The 19741-nt window shown below is 68.0% G+C and carries 16 protein-coding genes and 3 pseudogenes; 6 read left to right on the plus strand and 13 right to left on the minus strand.

Going from position 1 to position 19741, the window contains the following annotated elements:
- Positions 1 to 2: 2 nt before the first annotated feature.
- From QAD21_RS21065 to QAD21_RS21075, 3 genes and pseudogenes are all read right to left on the minus strand, one after another.
- Positions 3 to 2375 (minus strand): PEP/pyruvate-binding domain-containing protein, encoded by a 2373-nt coding sequence (locus QAD21_RS21065; protein WP_205333362.1) that lies wholly within the window; start codon positions 2373 to 2375, stop codon positions 3 to 5.
- A pseudogene (locus QAD21_RS21070) lies at positions 2372 to 3408 on the minus strand (TIGR03617 family F420-dependent LLM class oxidoreductase). The gene QAD21_RS21065 and the pseudogene QAD21_RS21070 overlap by 4 nt, the downstream one beginning before the upstream one ends.
- Positions 3409 to 3417: 9 nt before the next feature.
- A complete protein-coding gene (locus QAD21_RS21075; protein ID WP_065632462.1) occupies positions 3418 to 4533 on the minus strand; it encodes a hypothetical protein in 1116 nt (371 codons plus the stop codon).
- Between the two features lie 51 nt (positions 4534 to 4584).
- On the opposite strand from QAD21_RS21075, the pseudogene QAD21_RS21080 reads away from it, so the two are divergent.
- Together QAD21_RS21080 and QAD21_RS21085 are read left to right on the plus strand one after the other, a co-directional pair.
- Positions 4585 to 5183 (plus strand): annotated as a pseudogene (locus QAD21_RS21080) (TetR/AcrR family transcriptional regulator).
- Positions 5184 to 5326: 143 nt separating this feature from the next.
- Complete coding sequence (locus tag QAD21_RS21085) at positions 5327 to 7141, plus strand: BCCT family transporter (RefSeq protein WP_205333359.1); 1815 nt, start codon at positions 5327 to 5329, stop codon at positions 7139 to 7141.
- A 22-nt stretch (positions 7142 to 7163) separates the two neighbouring features.
- Here QAD21_RS21085 and QAD21_RS21090 read toward each other — a convergent pair whose 3' ends face one another.
- From QAD21_RS21090 to QAD21_RS21100, 3 genes are all read right to left on the minus strand, one after another.
- On the minus strand, positions 7164 to 7421 hold the full coding sequence (locus QAD21_RS21090; RefSeq protein WP_205334512.1) for a hypothetical protein: 258 nt from the start codon (positions 7419 to 7421) through the stop codon (positions 7164 to 7166).
- 26 nt (positions 7422 to 7447) lie between these two features.
- The gene (locus QAD21_RS21095; RefSeq protein ID WP_058249674.1) at positions 7448 to 8359 is read right to left on the minus strand and encodes a LysR family transcriptional regulator; all 912 of its coding nucleotides are present in this window, start codon (positions 8357 to 8359) and stop codon (positions 7448 to 7450) included.
- A 353-nt stretch (positions 8360 to 8712) separates the two neighbouring features.
- A complete protein-coding gene (locus QAD21_RS21100) occupies positions 8713 to 8895 on the minus strand; it encodes a hypothetical protein (RefSeq protein ID WP_223258896.1) in 183 nt (60 codons plus the stop codon).
- On the opposite strand from QAD21_RS21100, the gene QAD21_RS21105 reads away from it, so the two are divergent.
- Positions 8881 to 10017, plus strand: a complete 1137-nt coding sequence (locus QAD21_RS21105; protein WP_240198784.1) for a GGDEF domain-containing protein — start codon at positions 8881 to 8883, stop codon at positions 10015 to 10017. The two genes, QAD21_RS21100 and QAD21_RS21105, sit on opposite strands and share 15 nt — an antisense overlap.
- On the opposite strand, the gene QAD21_RS21110 is transcribed toward QAD21_RS21105, so the two are convergent.
- The gene (locus QAD21_RS21110) at positions 9965 to 11329 is read right to left on the minus strand and encodes an FAD-linked oxidase C-terminal domain-containing protein (RefSeq protein WP_205333356.1); all 1365 of its coding nucleotides are present in this window, start codon (positions 11327 to 11329) and stop codon (positions 9965 to 9967) included. The genes QAD21_RS21105 and QAD21_RS21110 overlap by 53 nt on opposite strands.
- Positions 11330 to 11414: 85 nt before the next feature.
- On the opposite strand from QAD21_RS21110, the gene QAD21_RS21115 reads away from it, so the two are divergent.
- The gene (locus QAD21_RS21115) at positions 11415 to 11840 is read left to right on the plus strand and encodes a nitroreductase/quinone reductase family protein (protein ID WP_068970840.1); all 426 of its coding nucleotides are present in this window, start codon (positions 11415 to 11417) and stop codon (positions 11838 to 11840) included.
- A gap of 47 nt (positions 11841 to 11887) precedes the next feature.
- On the plus strand, positions 11888 to 12838 hold the full coding sequence (locus QAD21_RS21120) for a serine/threonine-protein kinase (protein ID WP_205333355.1): 951 nt from the start codon (positions 11888 to 11890) through the stop codon (positions 12836 to 12838).
- Between the two features lie 4 nt (positions 12839 to 12842).
- Here QAD21_RS21120 and QAD21_RS21125 read toward each other — a convergent pair whose 3' ends face one another.
- Positions 12843 to 13976 (minus strand): amidohydrolase family protein, encoded by a 1134-nt coding sequence (locus tag QAD21_RS21125; RefSeq protein WP_068970792.1) that lies wholly within the window; start codon positions 13974 to 13976, stop codon positions 12843 to 12845.
- Between the two features lie 123 nt (positions 13977 to 14099).
- Here QAD21_RS21125 and QAD21_RS21130 point away from each other — a divergent pair.
- Positions 14100 to 15263, plus strand: a pseudogene (locus QAD21_RS21130) (FAD-binding oxidoreductase); the annotation flags it as partial.
- 38 nt (positions 15264 to 15301) lie between these two features.
- Here the strand turns inward: QAD21_RS21130 and QAD21_RS21135 are convergent.
- The 5 genes from QAD21_RS21135 to dnaJ all read right to left on the minus strand — a co-directional run bounded on the left by QAD21_RS21135 (position 15302) and on the right by dnaJ (position 19718).
- The gene (locus QAD21_RS21135) at positions 15302 to 16378 is read right to left on the minus strand and encodes a hypothetical protein (RefSeq protein ID WP_205333353.1); all 1077 of its coding nucleotides are present in this window, start codon (positions 16376 to 16378) and stop codon (positions 15302 to 15304) included.
- Positions 16379 to 16476: 98 nt separating this feature from the next.
- Complete coding sequence (locus tag QAD21_RS21140; RefSeq protein ID WP_068970790.1) at positions 16477 to 17583, minus strand: hypothetical protein; 1107 nt, start codon at positions 17581 to 17583, stop codon at positions 16477 to 16479.
- Positions 17584 to 17601: 18 nt separating this feature from the next.
- Positions 17602 to 18069, minus strand: a complete 468-nt coding sequence (locus QAD21_RS21145) for an SRPBCC family protein (protein ID WP_058249667.1) — start codon at positions 18067 to 18069, stop codon at positions 17602 to 17604.
- Between the two features lie 44 nt (positions 18070 to 18113).
- Positions 18114 to 18512 carry a helix-turn-helix transcriptional regulator gene (locus QAD21_RS21150; RefSeq protein WP_058249934.1) on the minus strand — a complete coding sequence of 133 codons (399 nt, stop codon included), beginning with the start codon at positions 18510 to 18512 and terminating at the stop codon, positions 18114 to 18116.
- 3 nt (positions 18513 to 18515) lie between these two features.
- Positions 18516 to 19718 (minus strand): molecular chaperone DnaJ, encoded by a 1203-nt coding sequence (gene dnaJ / locus QAD21_RS21155; RefSeq protein WP_058249666.1) that lies wholly within the window; start codon positions 19716 to 19718, stop codon positions 18516 to 18518.
- Positions 19719 to 19741 lie beyond the last annotated feature (23 nt).

The raw sequence follows: 19741 nt of genomic DNA on the forward strand, positions 1-19741 counted from the left end.
GTTCAGCTCGCCTCGAGCCGTTCGACGATCCCGCGATCTCCATCGACCCGCACGCGCTCTCCCGTTCGCAACACCTGGGTGCCCACCAGGGTGTTCACGACGCACGGCAGCCCGTATTCGCGGGCGACCACCGCACCGTGCGAGACCGAACTGCCGATGTCGGTGACCAGTGCGCCGATGACGGTGAAGTACGGCGTCCAGCCGACGTCGGTGACGGGTGCCACGAGGATCTCACCGCGCTGGACATCACGCGCCTCCACGATCGACTTCGCGACGCGCACCGCACCTTCGACGGTTCCCCGGCCCGCCGGACGACCCACGATCCGGCCATCGCCGACATTCCGCTCGGGAGCTACGACGCGCGGGGACGGGCGGCCGACCGACACATCGTCGAACTCGAGCCGATCCTGGTACGACAACGCTTCTCGACGCATCTGCGCGCTCTCGACGAGGTCGGTGATGTCGCCGGCGCCGACGACCCGGTGCAGCTCCGCACGGTCGAAGAAGAAGACGAGATCGGCGTCGGGAAGCCGCCCGGTCTCGGCCAACACCTCGCCGAGGTGCCGGTAACCGCGCTTGAGCCGATGTGCCATCAGCGCCATCCGCGACTTCGTCTCCTCGCGCCCCCGTGCACCCCCCTGCGCCAGGCGGGCGAGAAGCCTGATCGCGGCGGGCGGCGTTTCGTCGCCAGCCGCCGGGGCCGAATTCCGAACGGCGGGGTCGAGCGCAGACCGCAGCATCACCTGCATCATCGCCCCCAGACCACCGGGGTCGTCGGCCCAGGACGGGTCGCGCATACACAGTTCGCGGTAACCGCGGTGACCGTGCCGCTCGAGGAATCGCTGCAGCGCGCGACCGGCGTCACCGGAGGCCGACCGCAGCCCGGCGACCGCCACGTCCGGTGCGGCGGAGAGGAACTCCTCGGCCACCGCGGAATCGGCGGCGATCGTCCGTACGACGGCGTCGAGTTCGGCGAGCATCAGCGCGCTCTCGACTTCCGACGCACCGGCCATGAGCCGGGCGGCCTCGGCCTTGCCGTCGTCCTCGGTGCGGCCGTCCTTCTCCGCGCGCCGGACCAGCACGCTCTCGAGCACATTCGCCGCGACGGCAGCGCGTGAGGACGACCGCACATGGATGAGGGTGACGTCGCAGTACTGGGCGACCCCGGCTTCCAGCTCCTGCCATACGATCCGGGGGTCGCGGCTCGTCGGCACCGCGAACCCGGCGATCTCACCGGGCAGTCGACGAATGGCGGGACCGACCGACAGCGCATGCGAGGTCAGCCGGACGGTGTTCCCGAGCTTGCGCCGGAACGGTTGTGGCGGCTTGGGTTCGAGTTCGTCGATGACCCGCCCGCAGATCGAGGTCGAGAACTGTTCCAGCGAGTTCCCGAGGATGCCGGAACTCAGTGCCGTGCCCTCGGTCAGGTTCAGGAACATGTGCCCGTAGAAGTAACCCACCTGCAGCCAGGGTTTCTCGTATCGCTCCTGTGCCCGGGCGACCACCTGCACCATCTGCATCGCGTAGTCGATCGCGAACCCGGAGACCGATGCGGTCAGCGGGCAGAACGCGCCCGGCATCATCTCGCCGATGTTGCATCGTGTGTACACATGGTCGGCGCCGGCCACCGGCGAGTCCATCTCGTTCAGGTCACCGGGCAGCGTGGTGATCGGCCGGGCCTGCAACCACCAGAGTTCACCGGATTTGTCGATGGCCCATTCGAGGTCCATCGGCTGGCCCCACTCCTGCTCGGCCCGGCGGGCGCCGGACTGGATCGCCGCGATCTCGACCGGCGACAGAACCGGCGCCGCAACGGTTTCGTTGACCACCGCGGTTCCGTCGGCATCGAGCACGACGTGATCGGGAGCAACCGTCCCGTCAACGAGCGCCTCGCCGAGTCCGGAAACGACGTCGATCACCGTCAGGTCCCGCCGACCTGAGACCGGGTCCGCGGTGAACACCACGCCCGCGGCGCGCGCATCGACCATCCGCTGGACCACCACATTCATGGTGGCCGAGGCATTCCCGCTGTACGACGACGCGCGTAGCGAGTGCACCGAGTCGGCACAGGCGCGAACCGCGTCGACGAAGCGGTCGACGGTGTCGACCCCCAGCACGGTGTCGTACTGACCGGCGAAGGACTGGTCGTCCCCGTCCTCCCCCACGGCCGAGGACCGGACCGCGACCGGTGTCCATCCGGCGGCGGCCATCTCGTCGAATCGTGCTGTCGCAGCGTCGGACACCCCCGACACGCCGGCGATGACGTACCCGGGCGGCACCCGGAGACCCAGGCGCCGCAGACGTGCGAGTCCGGCCGCCTTGCCGCCGTACCGGTCGTCGGCGATCTCCTCGAATTCGACCGTTTGCGAACTCATCTCGCCTCACCACTCAGGGAGTCGACGATCTCGGCCAGCGGTTCCACACCGATGGGTCCCGGTTGATAGAGGCAGATGCGGTCCGACACACCGTCGACGCGGTCGCGGATGTGTGCGGCGATCTCGGCCGGAGTGCCGCAGGCGGCGATGGTGTGGAGGATCTCGTCGTCGATGAGTCCGGCCATCTCCTGCCAGCGTCCCTGTTTGGACATCGTGTTGAGTTCCGGCTGCAGGTCGCCCCATCCGTGCGCATCGAGCACGGGCCGGTATGCGGGAGTGGAACCGTAGAACGCCAACAGCATTCGCGTCGAGGCATGGTCGTCCGTCACATTCGGCCCGCTCGCTCCGCTCCCGGCGCCGACGCGTCCGAACCGACCGAGACGATGATCTCGGGCACCACCTCGAAGTCGTCCTCGCTCCGACCGGCTGCCGCGAGACCGTCGCGGACCGCGGGCAGCGTCGTGCCGTGCAGGAACCGCTTCGATCCGAACGGCATCACCAGCAGGCCGTCCGCGACCTCCGCGGTGGCACGGGTCAGGCGGGGCCCCAGCGCGCCCAGGTAGATCGGTGGCGGCCCGTACGGGTTGGGGCCGGGCACGAAGGTCGGCGTCATCAGGGTGTGCCGGTGGTACTGACCCCGGAAGTCCAGACGCTCACCGTCGTTCCACGTCGCGAAGATCGCGCGCAGGGCGCCGACCATCTCCTTCATCCGCTCCACGGGTCGGTCGAACTCGGCGCCGTACCGCTTCTCGATCTGCGCGCGCACCTGGGTACCGAGTCCGAGAATGAACCTGCCCTCACTGAGCAAGTGCAGGTCGTTGGCCTGGTGTGCGAGCTGGATCGGGTTGCGCGGGAGCGCGATCGCCACGTTGGACATGATGTCGAGCCCGTCGACCGCGGTCGCGAGCGCGAGCGGGGTGAACACGTCGTGCGGACCCTCGAAGGTGAACACGCCCGACGCGCCGGCCTCCTGTAGAGCCCGTGCGCGATCGACTGCTCCGACCGGATCGAACAATGCCGTCATGATCTTCATGTCGATGTCCTAGCCGATCACATCGGTCCAGTCGGAGAATCCCGACGGGTGATGAGGACCGATGACGCCGTGCTCGAACAGACCGGCACCATGCCGGACGGTGCCGTCCGGTTCGGTACAGACGGCCGACCCGACGTGGTCGATCAGACTGAAGGGCGCCCGCGCCATCACCTCCGGGTCGGTGAGGTCGAAGCTGACGCGTTCGGCGAACGGTCCGTCTTTCCATGTGCCGTGTCCCCACGACGAGTCGCCGCCGTACCCCGATCCGAACGCGATGGGAGCGAATAGTTTCGACTCGACATCGAGGACCACCCGGTCACCGGCACGGGTCAGGAACTCGACGTGCGCGCCCCGGGGGATCCGTGTGCCCGGCGTGTAGTCGATGGCGACGCGCACACCGTCGAGTTGCTCGACGCGACCGTCCCGCCAGCGCCGCGTGCAGTCGTAGAGACTGCGATGACCGTCGGGATCCTCTTGCAGGATCAGGAACAACTGGAAGTCGTCGAAGGCCAACGGCAGGTACAGCCACCACATACCGCGGAAGGCGGTGTCGGGCCGGCCCGCGGGTTCGGACTCACCGACGGGGCGGATGCCCCACGACCGGTCACGACTCGCCACGCTGGTGTCGTGCTCGACCGTCAACCGCTCCCCGTCGACATCGATCCATCCCTGCCAGCTGCCCACTTGCGCAAACCGGCACGCCTGCAGGGTGACCCGCCGTTCGGTGAGCATGTCGTGCGGCTTCTCCAGCGCCGCGGGGAAGAGACCGCGCCAGGTCAGGTCGGCGGAGATCCCCTCGGTCTCGGCCAGCGTCAGATGTAGTTCCTGCAACGGCTCCAGCACATCCAGGCGGTAGCCGTTGACGTTCTGCCGCAGGCGGTCGTCGTCGATGGCGTCGCTGAGGTGCACCGCGGTCTGGGTGTCACCGCGGCGGACGACGAAGTAGGCGTCCTTCACCCCGAGCCGGGGGTAGTAGCCGATGCCGGTCAGCGCCATGAACCGGCCCTCGCGGTCGAGGACGTTGAAGTACGAACGGTCGTAGAAGTTCCGATCGGAGGTCGCCGGCCAGGTGATCGGCGCCGGTGCCTGATGGATCGGATATTCGTCGAGTGGACTGAGTTCCACGGACCCTCCCATAAATACGATGCAGACCGTATTGCAACTATGCTGGGACTCATGACAGCAGATGGCCGGAGGGAACACAAGAGGTCGAACCCTGCGTCGCCCGGACGGCCCCGCGACGGGCGGATCGATGCCGCGATCATCGCGGCCACCCGCGAACTCATCCTCGAGACGGGCTACCCGGCGCTGTCCCTCTCGGCGATCGCGGCCCGCGCGGCACCACCACCGCGGCCATCTACCGGCGCTGGTCCGGCAAGGCCCAACTCGTCCACGAAGCGGTGCTGGCGGCCGAAACCCTGGAACCGCCAACGGGTTCGGGTGACGCCCGACAGGACATCCGGACCCTTGTCGAGATCGTGCGTGCCATGTTCAACCGACCCGAGGTGCGCGTGGCGCTTCCGGGTCTCATCGCCGACACCGTGGCCTCACCCGAGCTGCACAGTCAGATGATCGCCCGGCTCGCCGGCGACCTCACCGCCTTCGAATCCCGGTTCGGTCAGGAACGCCGGGGCGACGACCGGTTGCCCATGCTCGCGGAGGTCGTCGCCGGTACCGCGATCTTCCGCATCCTCATCCGCAGCGACGCCGCACTCGACGACGCGTGGGTCGAGGAGATGGTCGAGCTGATCACCGAGCGGTGGCCGGCGACGTGACGTCGTGAGGATCAAGCCGTCGCGGATCGCGGCCTCACCCCGGTCGGCCGCGAGATCGCGGTGTCCGTAAGGTCGAAAATCGGACACGGCGATTCGCTGTCGCCGCCGTAGCACGTACAGCTCTTGAGCCGAGGGAGTCCCCCATGTTCCGCAACGCGTGGCGCGAACTGCACAAACCGGTGTTCCTCACCGCGTCGGCCGTCATCTTCGGTCTGATCATCTTCGCGGTGATCTACGCTCAGACCGCGGCCGACGCCTTCGACAAACTGAACACATGGATCACCGACGGCGTGGGCTGGTGGTACGTCCTGATCGCCACCGGCTTCGTCCTGTTCGCGGTGTACTGCGCGATCAGCCGGATCGGCACCATCAAGCTCGGCGAGGACGACGAGGACCCCGAGTTCGGGGTGCTCTCCTGGTTCGCCATGCTCTTCGCTGCCGGGATGGGCATCGGACTCGTGTTCTACGGCGTGGCCGAACCTCTCTCGCACTACGTGAACCCGCCCGAGGCCGGCGGCATCCCGGGTGGCACCGACGCCGCGGCCAATCAGGCGATGGAACTGACGCTCTATCACTGGGGTCTGCACGCCTGGGCGATCTACGTCGTCGTCGGACTCGGCCTGGCCTACATGACCTTCCGCAAGGGACGGCCGTTGTCCGTCCGGTGGCTGCTCGAGCCGCTCCTCGGCCGCGAACGCGTCGAGGGCTGGCTGGGTCACGCGGTCGACATCGTCGCCATCGTCGGCACTCTGTTCGGCGTCGCGACCTCGCTCGGCTTCGGCATCCAGCAGATCAGCGCCGGTCTCGATTACCTCGGATGGGTCGACGTCAACAACTGGATCATCGTCGCGCTGATCATCGGCATCACCGGCCTGGCCATCTTCTCGGTGGTCACCGGGGTGACCAAGGGCCTGCGATGGTTGTCCAACCTCAACATGGCCGTGGCGGCGGCACTGACCGTCTTCGTCCTGGTGCTCGGTTCGACGCTCTTCCTGATCCAGTCGTGGGTGCAGAACATCGGCAACTACATCCAGGCCTTCCCGGATCTGATGCTGCGCACCGCGCCGTTCACCGACGACGGCTGGGAGGGCGCGTGGACGATCTTCTACTGGGGCTGGTGGATCAGCTGGGCGCCGTTCGTCGGCATGTTCATCGCGCGGATCTCGCGGGGTCGGACGATTCGGCAGTTCATCGGTGGCGTGCTCATCATGCCGACCCTGGTCAGCACCATATGGTTCACCGTGTTCGGCGACTCGGGCATCCTGCGGCAGATGGAGTTCGGCGACATGCTCGTCGACGGCGAGGTCGACACCAACACGTCGTTGTTCCAACTCCTCGACACCCTGCCGATGTCGGCCATCAGCAGCGTCATCGCGATCGTCATCGTCGTGCTGTTCTTCGTCACGTCCTCGGACTCGGGGTCGCTGGTGATCGACATGCTGGCGACCGGCGGCAAGATCGACACGCCCAAGCTCACCCGGGTCTACTGGGCGTCCCTGCAGGGTGTGGCGGCCGCGGTCCTGCTCCTGATCGGCGGCACCAGTTCGCTGACCGCCCTCCAGACGATGTCCATCGCCACCGCGGTCCCCTTCTCGATCGTCATGGTCCTGGCATGTTTCTCGTTGCTCCGCGCGTTCCACTACGACGTCGCGGTCCGTCCGCGCTACGTACAGCTGAGTACCACCGAACAAGCCGAGGGAGCGGCGACGGGCGACGCGGGTTCGGCTGCGGCACAGCACCAGCGGCACCGCAGGGCCCGCCAACCGGTGTCGGCGACCTTCGCGGGCCTACCGGGCGAGGGAGCGGCCCGCAACCGCGACGGCTCGCCCATCGTGCTCGCGGTCCGCGAGGTGCCCCACCACGCCGTGACGGTCAACCCCGAGACAGGTTCGTTCTCCGTCTCCGCAGAGCACGAACCGGAGAACCCCCTCGACGACGACCCGACCGAGAAGAACTGAGCGCGGGGTCGCCGCCGCGAGGTCACCGCCCCAGGTCGACGATGGCATGGAACACCCGCGTCGGGTCTTCGGCGATGCGGTTGAGCACGTACAACCACCATTCCGAGTCGAAGATGCGGTATTCGCGCGTGGCAACCCCGTTCTCCGCCAACCGATCGGGGAGGTCGGTTCGAGGTGACCATGCGCGAGATCCGTCCATCCGCGCCGTCCCCGACTCGACGGTCGGGTACCCGCGGATCTTCGACGTGGCCGCGGTGCAGGTCAGCAGGCTCGACGGCACCTGAGGCGTGCGGCCGGGGGCCTGTCTCAGAGCGAGTTCTCGGCCGCGGCGAGGATCTGTCGCCGGAGGGTCGACGACGTGTTGGGCAGCCACATCGCGCGAACGGGCGCGAACGGCGGATCGGTGAACTCGACGATCCGGATGCGGTTGACGTAGATCCAGCCCGGTTCATTGGTGACGAAGGCGCACGCCTTGGGGTGTGCGATCACCGCCGTGTGCGGGGGCGTACCCAGCAGGGTCGACAGGATGATCTTCGGTTCGAATCCGGCGCGCCGGCACATGCCGACGAGGATGTCGGTGTACTCGTACTCGTGCTCGGGACCCCAGACGACGATCTCGTAGCCGGCGAGGTCGGCCATGTCGACCCGGTCGTGCGCGGCCAGGGGGTGATCGGCACGCACCGCCAGACGCAGTTCGTGTTGTGTCGCGATGGTGGTGGCCATGTCCGGCGGGGCCGCCACGCCTCGTCCGAGAGCCATGTCGATGGCTCCCGACAGCAACTCGTCGCGAATGAGTTCGGCGAAGACCGGTCGTACCGTGATCGGCACCGACGAGTCGGCGAGCACCACCGGTTCGATGATCCGGAAGACTTCGGAGGAGGCGAGGTCCGGGGCGTGACCGATCACGAACGGCGCAGGCGAGCCGGCGTCCACCCGTCGTACCTGCGTCGCGAGCTGTTCGCCACCGGCCAGCAACGGCACTGCACCACGGTAGAGCGCCTCACCCGCGGGCGTCGGCGTGAGGCTTCGGCGCGACCGCGAGAAGAGCTCCACCCCCAGGTGTCGCTCGAGTTCGCGGATCGCCGAGGAGAGCGCTTGCTGGCTGATGAACAGGTCATCCGCGGCGACACGAAGGCTGGGCGCCTCCATCACGACGACGAACATTCGCAGTCGTCGGAGGTCGATATCACGTAGTCCGGGCTCCCCGGGACCATTCATCAACGATCTCCTGTCAGTTATCCCGATTGATGTGATTGTAGGTTGACCATCGAGCCAATATGCTGAATTCCGCGAGGCCAGGTTCGCGCCGGCCACATCGCATTCGGACTACCTGCTGGGGTCCCTCCCGCGGAGGGGACGGGAGGACCCCAGCAGGAGGCGGCTGATCGGGCCCGATCGGCACGACCGTCTCAGCGCGCATCAGATCGACGGCAATTCTGCCGATTCTTACATCTTTCGCTCCGTTGGGTCATATCGCGGATTTCGAGAAGAAACGATCTTTAATCGTCCTCTAAACTCCGTAACGTGTGTTCGACGATTCGTCGTCGCGACATGCATGCGCGTCACGCGCATCACGAGTGAAAGAGGATGCGGCCATCGAGCACCGACAACGCGGAGACCAGGATGAACGGCCCGCCGCTCGTTTCCGGGCTCTTCGCCACGGACCGGCCACCGGTGAGATATCCGGCCATCATCACCTTTTCTACGACAACGCCGATCACGTCCTCAAACAGGTCCGGATGCGCGAATGGCATGTCCGCGTCACCATCGCCGTACTGGTCGCGGTGTGCGGGGCGCTCGGCACGATCGCCCTCTTCACGCCGAGTGGCACACAGGGATCCGTCCCGCGCTCGATCGCCCTCGGCATCGTAGTCGCCACCACGATCCCGATGGCTTACGTGGTCAGCCGGGTCCACCTCGGCGTGATCTGGTGGACCAAGCAGTCGTCGATCAGAGGATTCAACACCCTGTTCGTCCTGTGGGCCGACGCAGTGCTGACCGTCGCGATCCTCGCCATCTCCGACATCATCCTGGCCCAGTTCTGCGCCGTGATCTTCGCCGTCATCGGGTCATATGTGGCCCATTTCGTCCGGTCCCCGGTCGCGTACGCCCACATGATCTACTCGAGCATCGCGGTCTGCGCGATGGGCCTCATGTCGTGGGCAGATGGCACTCCGGTGTTGAACGTCCTGTTCACCACACTCGCTTTGTTGGTCGTCACCAATGGCACCACGGCCCTTCATCGCAGTTACACATCCGATTTCCAGCGATCACTGAAACATCAGCTCATCATGGCGAATACCGATTCGCTCACCGGATTGCTGAATCGTCGCGGCTTCATCTACGCGACGACGACAATGCTCCGTCGCAGCCCCGCTCACCCGTTCGCATTGGTCACCGCGGATGTCGACCGGTTCAAGGCCATCAACGACGAACACGGTCACGCGACGGGTGACGACGTCCTGGAGCGGGTCGCGGCAATTCTGCAGGGGGCCACCGACGAGCAGGCCATCGTCGCGCGGCTCGGCGGTGACGAGTTCGCGATCGCGACGCTCGCCGACGAGACCTCGGTGCGCGCGCTCGCCGAACGCATCCGCGCGCGGCGCATCACGATCCCCGGTGGTGCGACCGCGACGATGAGCCTGGGGATCGCCGTGGGTGTCACACCGGGCGGCCACATGTCCCCCGACGACGCCGACGCCTTCATCCGGCACGAGTTCGACGTCGCCGACGACGCGCTCTTCGACGCCAAGGCCGCAGGCCGCGACACCTATGTGGTGGCGGGGCGCACCGCCACCCCCCGGCCCACCGAAGGACGCCCACCTACAACAGCACGCCCGGGTTCAGCAGACCGTCGGGGTCGAGAGCCTGCTTGATCCGAGCCGTCAGTTCCATGACGTCGGGCCCCACCTGGTCGGGCAGCCAGCCCTTCTTCAGTCGCCCCACCCCGTGCTCGCCGGTGATGGTGCCGCCCAACTCGATCGCGAGGTCCATGATCTGACCGAAGGCGACCTGCGCGCGCTCCGCCTCGTCCACATCGGCGGGGTCGAAGACGATCAGCGGGTGCGTGTTGCCGTCGCCGGCGTGGGCGATCACCGAGATCATCACCCGGTTGTCGGCCGCGATCTCGGCGACACCGTCGATGAGGTCGGGCAGCGAGGGCAGCGGTACGCCGACATCCTCGAGCAACAGCGATCCCAGCTTCTCCACCGCCGGGATCGCCGCGCGGCGGGCCGCGGTGAACGCCTCGCCCTCGACGGGGTCGTCGGTCGCGAAGACCTCGCCGGCGCCATTGGACTCGAACGCCTTCCGGATGAACTCGACCTCGGCCGCGCCGGCCGCACCCGGGGCGTCGGACTGGGCGACGAGCAGCGCCCCGGCCTCTCGGTCGAGGCCCATCCGCAACAGGTCCTCGACGGCGTTGATGGCCACCGAGTCCATGAACTCGAGCATCGCGGGACGCATGTCCCCGGTCACCGCCAGCACCGCTCGGCTGGCGTCGTGCACCGAACCGAACACACCGACGACGGTGCTCGCGGGGCCTTGCGGTGGCAACAGCCGCAGGGTGACCTCGGTGATGATCCCGAGCAGCCCCTCGCTGCCCACGAACAGCTTGGTCAGCGGCAGGCCCGCGGAGTCTTTGAGCTGCTTGCCGCCGACGCGTACCGCCCGGCCGTCGGCCAGCACCACCTCCAGGCCCAGGACGTAGTCCGTGGTGACGCCGTACTTGACGCAGCACAGTCCGCCCGCGTTGGTGGCGACATTCCCGCCGATCGAGCAGATCTCGAACGACGACGGGTCCGGCGGATACCACAGCCCCGACGCGGCGGCCGCGGCCTTCACCTCCGAGTTGAACAGTCCGGGTTGGACGACGGCGGTGCGCGTCGCCGGGTCGACGTCGATGTCCCGCATCTTCTCGGTGGACAGCATGATCGCGCCGTCGACCGCCGTCGACCCGCCCGACAGACTGGTACCCGCACCCCGCGTGATGACCGGGACACCGTTGGCGGCACACCAGCGAACGGTGTCCTGCACTTCGGCGGTGGTGGTCGGCCGAACCAGCGCGAGCGGGGTGCCGGCCGTCGGATCGGCGGCACGGTCCTGCCGGTAGCCGGCGAGGATGTCGGCGTCGGTGACCACCATGCCGTCGGGAAGGGAAGCGGCCAGCGAACTCGGGTCGGCACTCATCTGTTCAGAGTATTCGCAGACCGAACGACCACGGTTTCAGATTGATACATGGCCGGAAACGCCGGGCACCGCGACAATGAGCGACGTGAACGATTTCAACGCGACCGTCATCAACGAGTTCCGCTCCAACAACGGGCATGTGGACACCGCCGGCTTCGGCAAGAACCTGGTGCTCCTGCACACGCTGGGCGCCAAGTCCGGCGAGCCGCGGATCAGTCCCCTGTTCGCCCTGCCCGACGCCGACAGCTGGCTGGTGATCGGCTCGTACGCCGGTTCGCCGAAGGCCCCGGCGTGGGTGCACAACCTGCGGGCACATCCCGAATCGGTCGCCGTGGAGGCGCCGGCGGAGAACGGCGTCGAACGGCTCGACACCGCGGTGACCGAAGTCGAGGGTGACGACTGGGAACCCGCGTGGCAGAAGTTCATCTCGGCATCCGAGCAGTTCCTGAAGTACACCGAGACCGCGCAGGGCCGCCGGTTCCCGATCTTCCGGCTGACACCAGCTCGCTGACCCCGCGGTTACCGCCGTCGGCCCGCGAACGCCACTACCCTGGCAGGGTGTTCGAGGTTGGCGAGAGCGTGGCCGGCTTCACCATCGACGACTTCCTCGGTGGCGGGGCGAGCGCCGATGTGTTCCGGGTCCATCGCACCGGCGACGACGGGGACCCATCGTGCGATGGGCCGCTGGCCCTGAAGGTACTGCACCCGAACGCGTCCGACCACGCGCGGGTCCGGGAGCGCTTCGAGCGGGAATTCGGGATCGCGTCGCTGCTCGACCATCCGCACATCGTGCGCATGATCGAGCACGGCGAGATCGCCTCGCCGCGCGGGTCGCTCGGGCCGCGGCACCTGCCGTCGATGTGGCTGACCATGCAGTACATCGGCGGCCCCGCGGCGACCGCACTCGTCCCCGAGCGCGGCGACGAGCCGGACATGGACACCATCCTGCGGGTGGCGATGCAGATCGCCGATGCGCTGGATCATGCGCATTCGCAGGACATCCTGCATCGCGACGTCAAACCCGCGAACATCCTCCTCTCCCGCACCCCGCGATCTGTGGGTACACCCCTCGACGCCTACCTCTCGGACTTCGGGATCGCCCAGTTCCTCGACGACACCCGTCCACTCGCGCGCAACGGTCGTGTGCAGGGTTCCATCGGCTACGCCTCGCCCGAACTACTGCAGGCCCAGAAGCTCACCCCCGCAACCGATTTCTACGCATTCGCGTGCACGCTCGTCGAACTCATCACGGGCACACCGCCGTACCCGCGGAACACCGCTTTCGCGATCACCTATGCCCACCTCAACGACGACCCGCCGAAACTCACCCGACGCCGCCCCTGGCTGCCATCGGCGATGAACTCGATCTTCGCCAAGGCGCTGGCGAAGTCACCGGAGGACCGGTATCCCTCGTGCACCGCCCTCGTCGAGATCCTGACCCGGCTCATGCGGGACGTGCCCGTGCCGGAGTCGCCGCAACGTTCGACGTGGTGGCCCCGCGGCCGGTGAGCGGTCAACCCGCCGCGTCATCGATCGCATAGACACGAACAGCGGTGTCGCGGAAGATCTTCCGCAGAGCCTCCGAACCCCACTGGGACACACAGTCGACGAGCGCGCCGACCAGCACGTCGACCGCGGCGTTGGGCCGATCGATCGGATAGTTGGACCCGAACATGATGCGGTCCGACCCGAAATGGGTGACGATGTGCTCGACGAAGGGACCGATCATCTCGGCGAGCGTGGCCTGACCGCCGATGTTGCCCCACCGTTCGTGACCGTAACCCAGTATCGGCATCGCCAGACCCGACAGTTTGACGACGACGTTGCGGTGGTTCGCCAGGGTCGTCATCCGTTCTCGCCACAATCGCCAGATGTCCGCGCGCGCTGCGGCTGTCGCGCCGGTGCGGACACCGACGGGACCGAAGACCCCTGCCGGGATGCCGAAGTGGTCGAGGACGATCGTCGTGTCGGGGTACTCACGGGCCAGCAGGATGACGTCGTAGAGCTGATGGGAGTACACCGACGCCTCGAAGACCAGATCGCGGCTCGCGAGTTCGGCGAACCCCTCGAGGAACGCCGTCGAGGACAGCAGGTTGTCGGTGTCCCCGCCATCGCGGACGCGCGGATCAGGATGTCGGGACGCGACGATGCGGATGCCGCGGAACCGCGGGGAGGCCGCGAACTGTTCGTCGAGCATGGTCGCGAACGTGCGGGTCCGCGGATCGCCGTGCGAGATGACGGCGCCGAGGCGGGGGGTACCGGCCTGGCCGAACGGCAGGCTCTCGAGATATCGGGTCTCCTCGACGGCGGTGCTGTCCACCGGGGGCTCCGCGGCGTCGGCGACCTCGCGGCGCCAATGCGACTCGACGTGCACCACCGTGTCGATCGGTACCCCCACCACGGTCGGCACCAGCGCCGCATCGGTGGCGTACTGACGCGGCTCGTAGGCCCGGGCCACGGTGCGCGGGGTCAGGATGTACTCGCGGTCGGCGCGCGAGACGACGAGCGGGAACACCCGGTCGCCCAAGGTGGGGACGAACCCGTACAGCCGCGACGCCCGCGTGGCCGCCCACGGGGTGCGCCGCGGGTTCCAGTGCTGCACATGGGCATCAACGATGCCCGTGAGGACCCCTTCGAGGGACGTCATCCCCGTACCTTGCCATACCTCATCACTGTCCGACATGGGATGCCGGATCCTGAATTGTGACGTGTTGAAGGACTAGTGTGGGTCTCTTGAACCGGGTGGGGAGACGAGCCGCGACGGAGGTGTGATCTTTTCGAGATGGCGACACATACGCGCCACGCGCTGCATCAGCTGCGGACGGCTGTCAATCGACAGCCCGACCGGTTCGTCACCAACGTCTACACCCGGATGTTCGCGATCGATCCCGACCTGCGTGACCTGTTCGGGGTGTCGATGGCGGCCCAGCGAGTGGCCTTCCATCGGGTCATCGACCATGTGCTGGAAGCGATCCCGGCCGAGTCGGGTCACGCCGAACTCGTGGAGTTCCTCGCTCAGCTCGGACGCGACCATCGCAAGTTCGGAGTCGAGCCCGAGCATTACCACGTGATGTACGCCGCCCTGATGGGCGAGTTCGGCAGCCTCATGGCCGGTTACTGGGACGCCGAGACCGAACAGACCGTCTCGCAGGCGATGATGCTGGTCACCGGGGTCATGCGGGGCGCGGCCGAGAGCGCGACCCATCCCGCACGCTGGACCGCCGAGGTCGTCGAGAAGTACCGCATCACCCGGGACCTCGCGGTCGTCCGGCTTCTCGCCCACTCGCCGCTGACGTTCAACACGGGCCAATACCTCGAGGTGCACACCCCGCAATGGCCCAAGCAGTGGCGCAATCTCTCCCCCGCCATCCCGCCCAACCCGGCCGGTGAACTGGAGTTCCACGTGCGTGCGATCCCCCGTGGAACGGTCAGCACCGCGATCGTGAGCGAGACCAGCATCGGCGATGTGTGGACCCTCGCCCAGGGGCACGGGACGCTGCACGTCGACCGCGACAGCAAGGTCCTCATGGTCGCGGGCGGGACCGGGCTCGCACCGCTGCGGGCGTTGTTGATCGAGATGTCGATGCGCGCCGATTCGCCGGAGACGCACATCTTCTACGGCATGCGCTACCCGGGCGAGCTGTACGACCTGACCGTGCTGCGCCGCATCGCGTCGACCAATCCCTGGCTGCGGGTCACCGCCGTGTCCCAGGAGGAGCGCGATCCGTGGTGGATCAACGCGGTGGCGACGCCCGCCGAACTCGGCATCGACCACGAGATCGGCACCCTGGCCGACGTCGTCGCCCGGTCCGGTGATTGGCAGGACCGCCAGGTGCTCATCGCGGGATCACCGCAGATGATCGAGAACACCCGACGCACGCTGATCATCGCGGGCGTCCGGGCCAGCCGCATCCAGCACGACCCGGTGTTCTGACCCGGTACCGGAGTTGGCTCCCCCGAACCGGTTGCGCCTCAGGGGACTTCGAGGCTCGGCTCGCCGCCGGCCGGAGCCGTGACCGTTTCGGTCTCGGTCACGGTGTACGTCTCGGGAGCCGACTCGGTCACCGTCTCCGTTCGAGTGACCGGACGCGGGGTGCTGGTGACCGTGGTCGTGCGGACCGAGGTTTCCGTTGCGGTCTCGGTGACCGTCGCCTCCTCGGTCGAGGTGACCGCTGCCGGTGTCTCGGTCACGGTGACGGGCGCGGGTTCGGCGACCGTCGACTCGGCGGTGAGGATCAGCGTCATCCCGACGGCGGCCAGGAACACGGCCGCGCCGATGGCGGCGCCGACGAACCACCAGCGACGTCCCGTGGACGTCCGCGGGGCGGCGGGGGGTGCTGCCGCGGCGACCACCGCGGCGTCGGCCGCACCGAGGGCCGAGGCCAGCGCCGGGTTGTCCGCGACGGTGACGGGGCGTTGCGCCGCGTACTCGAAGGCCGGCGCGATGCCGGGGAGTTGCGCGCCGGGGCCGACCACGATGACCGACGTGATGTCACGCCCGCGCGGCAGGCGGGTGACCGCCGTCGCGAGCCGGGTCGCCGCGTCGGGGTCGGTGACCGAGGCGATCTCGCCCGGCGCGAAGTCGGTCGTGCCGAGGACGGCGCCGGAAGACGTGTCGACGGTGGCGAGGGTCGTGCCGGCGGCCGGCGCGGCATCGCGATCCAGGTCGACGACGGCCACCACCCCACCGCGCGTCGCATGCGTGCATGCGATCTCGGCGAGTGCGGCGGCATAGCCGGTGACGACGACCTTCTCCGTCCACGACGGCCCGGTGCCGGCGCCCGGCGCGAAGGCCCGTGCCAGGTGGTCGCGGACGTCTGCGCGGGACGCCGAGATGCCGATGCGGTCGACCTCCACAGGCACGGAATCGACGAGTTCGAGGATCGCGGCCTCGGCACCGGCCGCCGACGCGTCCGGGAGGTCGACAAGATTGCTCGCCAGGACGTGGCCGTCGGCGTCGCGGACCACCGAGCTGATCTGGTCGTCGACGACGGAGATACCCAGGACCACGAACCCTGGCATCGGACCGTTTGCCGGTACCTCGGACATGGTTCACCTCCCGTCGCCGACCTTGCTGTGGCGTTCTGACCCGCAAGCCTAGCGGCTGACGCGAGGACCGGGGCATCCGGCTGTGTCCGGCGTCCGGCTCAGATCGACTCGGCAGCGTGCTGGGTGTACGCGGCGTCGCGCACCGCTTCGTCGGTTTCCAGGCCGGCGCCCAGGGCACCGCCGACGGTCGCGAGGGAGCACGTCAGCCAGGCAACCTCCAGATAGTCGGTGAAGCCGACAGGGTGGTCGAGCGTCGCACCGATGACCTGCGGCACCACGAGGCAGAGCGCGCCGATCGCGGACAAGACGAACAGCGCCGCGTAGAACGCGCCCACACCGAGAACGACTGTGATCATGGTGACGATGTTGAACAGCACCACCTGTTCGCGCGTCTGTCGGGAGCCGCCGCGTTCCCACAGGTCGGCGCCGATGATCAGGGTCGCGGTGATCGCGATGATCGAACCGAGTGCCACGCCGGTGAGCCGAATCCCACCGAAAGTGTCTGCGAGCAGCCAGATGTCGGCGGTCACCAGTGCGAAGACCCCGGCCGCGATAGCGCCGGTGAGTGCGCGGCTCAGGCCGAGTGCCAGCCGCCACGGGCGGTTGGCGCGCACCATGCCGGTGAGCAGACGCAGGTTCCCGGTCAGGACACGCGCGGTGAACGCGGTGCCCGCCTCGTCGACGTCGGTCCCGAGTTGGCGCACGCGATGGCGCAGCGCCGACCGCGCCGGCGACTTCTGGTGACTGCGGAGGTCGTCGGCGTCGGCACCGAGGAGTTGACCGACGAGTCCGGTGATGATGCCGCGGGCCCGCTGCCGCACTCCGGTGGCGCCGAGCGCCGGCACCGAGAGGACCGCGACGCCGTGCACTGCGTTGGCATGCGCGACGACCGGACGTTTGCCGACGTGTAGCGGCAGGTCGGTCAGGCAGAGCACCAGATCCCACTCGTGTTCGAGCAGAAGATCTCTCGTGGCGTCGACGATCTCGGCGTCGCCGACCGGCGGCTGTACGACGCCGGCCTCGAGGAGATCCAGCTGCCAGCGCGCGCCGGGGAAGGTCGTCTGGATGTGGTCGGTGAGGTCGGCTTCGATGAGCTTGCGGGCGAGGTCGATCGCCTGGCCCGGCGCGGCGACGATGCCGAGGACGACGACGGGTTCATCCGAGGTGCCGGGCTCGGGGAACGACTCGGGGGAAGAGGAGTCCATCAAGGGTGACGGCTCGGCTCAGGCGAACCGGGCCGCGAGGGCCCGCAGGGTGCCCTCGATCCCCTTGCCGTTCTTCTTGTCGTAGCCGATGAGTTCCATGATCTTCGGTACCCGGAGCGTCGAGTAGTCGAAGGTCTCGGTGACCGCGGTCGTGGTCGGTGACGTCGACTCGAGTTCCCACCGCCAGCGGTGCCCCATCGGGTGCTGCCATTCGACGACCCGACCGGGTTCGAAGTCGGTGACGGTCGAGGTGATCTTGTACGGCACGCCGTACTGCTTCATCCCGACGCTGAAACGCGCCCCACGGGTCAGCGTCTCGGGCCCGTCCACAGGGGTGTCGCGGACCGTGCCGGAACCGTCGAGCTCCGGATGCCGATGCGGATTCGACACGAGCGCGAACACATCGGCGGCCGGGGCGTTCACGACGACCCGGCGCGAGACCTTGTGCGGGCCGGAGTCGACGGTGGTGACGGGTTCAGAAGCCATACGCTCAACGTTACGCACGTCCGTGGGCTCGCGTCGAAACCACGTCAGTCGGTGGTGCGTTTGCGTCGCGGCTGCCAGACGACCAGGGCGTTGGTGCGTGGCACGGGGACGAGTTCGCCGCCGCGGCGGGTCCGCGACGCCTGCACCTCGTCGGTCAGCTCGCGCACGCGGTGCTGGAGCGCCTCGACCTGATTGCTCAGGTCGATGATGCGTTTGATGCCCGCGAGGTTGACGCCTTCCTCCTGCGAGAGACGCTGGATCTCGCGCAGGAGTTCGACGTCGCGGGACGAGTAGCGGCGACCACCGCCACTCGTCCGTTGCGGGGTGACCAGGCCCAGTCGGTCATAGGTCCGCAGGGTCTGGGCGTGCATGCCGGCGAGTTCGGCGGCCACCGAGATCAGGAAGGTCGCGCCGTCGCCGTCGAAGTTGCTCGCACCGGCCATGACTCATCGCCCCCAGTCCGCCCGCGGGTCGAAACCGCTTGCCCGCTCGGCCTGGTCGTAGGCGCGCATCGCCTCGACCGCGGCCTCGTCGAGCTTGTTCGGAACCGCGACCTTGACGGTGACGAGCAGGTCGCCCGCCCCGCCGGAGCGCTTGGGCACCCCACGACCGCGCACGCGCAGCGTGCGGCCGTCGGTGGTGTTCGGCGGGATCTTCACCCCGACCGAACCCTCCAGGGTCGGAACCGAGACCGTCGCTCCGAGAACGAGTTCGGAGATCCGCACCGGCAGCTGCACCCGAAGGTCGTTGCCGCTGCGGGTGAACTGCTTGTGCGGGGTCACGTGCACGACGACGTAGAGGTCACCCGACGGGGCGCCACGACGACCGGCCTCGCCCTGCCCGGCGAGCCGGATGCGTTGACCGTCCTCGACGCCGGCGGGGATCCGGACGTTGATGGTGCGCGCCCGGACCTTCACGCCGCTGCCGTCGCAATCGGTGCACGGGTCGTCGATCCGCGACCCGGTGCCCTGGCAGTCCTGGCAGGGCTCGCTGAATCCGAACGCGCCCTGGTTGCGGCTCACGAACCCGGAACCGTTGCAGTTCGCGCACACCCGCGGACTGGTCCCGGGCTTGGCGCCCGAGCCGTGGCAGGTGGTGCAGGGCGACGGACTGGTCACCCGCAGGGGGACGGTCGTGCCGAGCGCGGCGTCGGAGAACGAGAGCGTCGTCTCGGTCTCGAGGTCCTTGCCACGACGCGGCCGGCTCGCCGTCGAAGTACGTTGCGTTCCGCCGCCGCGGTTGAACAGGCCGTCGAAGATGTCGCCGAAACCGCCACCGCCGCCCCCGGTCTGTGCCCCGCCGAACAGGTCGCCGAGGTCGAAGTCGCCACCGCCGCCGGTGGTGTAGGTGGTTCCGCCGCCGGGGAAGCCACCCGGGAAGCCGTTGCCGCCGCCGCGGAATCGTCCGCCGGCGAACATGGCGCGTGTCTCGTCGTATTCCTTGCGCTTCTCGGCATCGCCGAGGACGCTGTGGGCTTCGGACACCCGCTTGAAGCGCTCTTCGGCCGCGCTGTCACCCGGATTCGCATCCGGATGCAGCTCGCGCGCGAGCTTGCGGTAGGCCTTCTTGATCTCTTCAGCCGAAGCGTCAGAAGCAACGCCCAGGTCCTTGTAGAAGTCGTGTTCTAACCACTCACGTTGTGGTGCCACCAGACGTCACCTCCTTGAGTTCT

Origin of the sequence: Gordonia sp. SMJS1 (assembly GCF_029866425.1) — a bacterium.
In the GTDB taxonomy this organism is placed as follows: domain Bacteria; phylum Actinomycetota; class Actinomycetes; order Mycobacteriales; family Mycobacteriaceae; genus Gordonia; species Gordonia hongkongensis.

What these genes read in the sequence shown, in the direction of transcription:
- QAD21_RS21065 (WP_205333362.1), bottom strand. Translation starts at nt 2,375, where the DNA reads ATGAGTTCGCAAACGGTCGAATTCGAGGAGATCGCCGACGACCGGTAC.
- QAD21_RS21085 (WP_205333359.1), top strand. Translation starts at nt 5,327, where the DNA reads ATGTTCCGCAACGCGTGGCGCGAACTGCACAAACCGGTGTTCCTCACC.
- QAD21_RS21095 (WP_058249674.1), bottom strand. Translation starts at nt 8,359, where the DNA reads ATGAATGGTCCCGGGGAGCCCGGACTACGTGATATCGACCTCCGACGA.
- QAD21_RS21105 (WP_240198784.1), top strand. Translation starts at nt 8,881, where the DNA reads ATGCGCGAATGGCATGTCCGCGTCACCATCGCCGTACTGGTCGCGGTG.
- QAD21_RS21100 (WP_223258896.1), bottom strand. Translation starts at nt 8,895, where the DNA reads ATGCCATTCGCGCATCCGGACCTGTTTGAGGACGTGATCGGCGTTGTC.
- QAD21_RS21110 (WP_205333356.1), bottom strand. Translation starts at nt 11,329, where the DNA reads ATGAGTGCCGACCCGAGTTCGCTGGCCGCTTCCCTTCCCGACGGCATG.
- QAD21_RS21125 (WP_068970792.1), bottom strand. Translation starts at nt 13,976, where the DNA reads ATGACGTCCCTCGAAGGGGTCCTCACGGGCATCGTTGATGCCCATGTG.
- QAD21_RS21135 (WP_205333353.1), bottom strand. Translation starts at nt 16,378, where the DNA reads ATGTCCGAGGTACCGGCAAACGGTCCGATGCCAGGGTTCGTGGTCCTG.
- QAD21_RS21140 (WP_068970790.1), bottom strand. Translation starts at nt 17,583, where the DNA reads ATGGACTCCTCTTCCCCCGAGTCGTTCCCCGAGCCCGGCACCTCGGAT.
- QAD21_RS21145 (WP_058249667.1), bottom strand. Translation starts at nt 18,069, where the DNA reads ATGGCTTCTGAACCCGTCACCACCGTCGACTCCGGCCCGCACAAGGTC.
- QAD21_RS21150 (WP_058249934.1), bottom strand. Translation starts at nt 18,512, where the DNA reads ATGGCCGGTGCGAGCAACTTCGACGGCGACGGCGCGACCTTCCTGATC.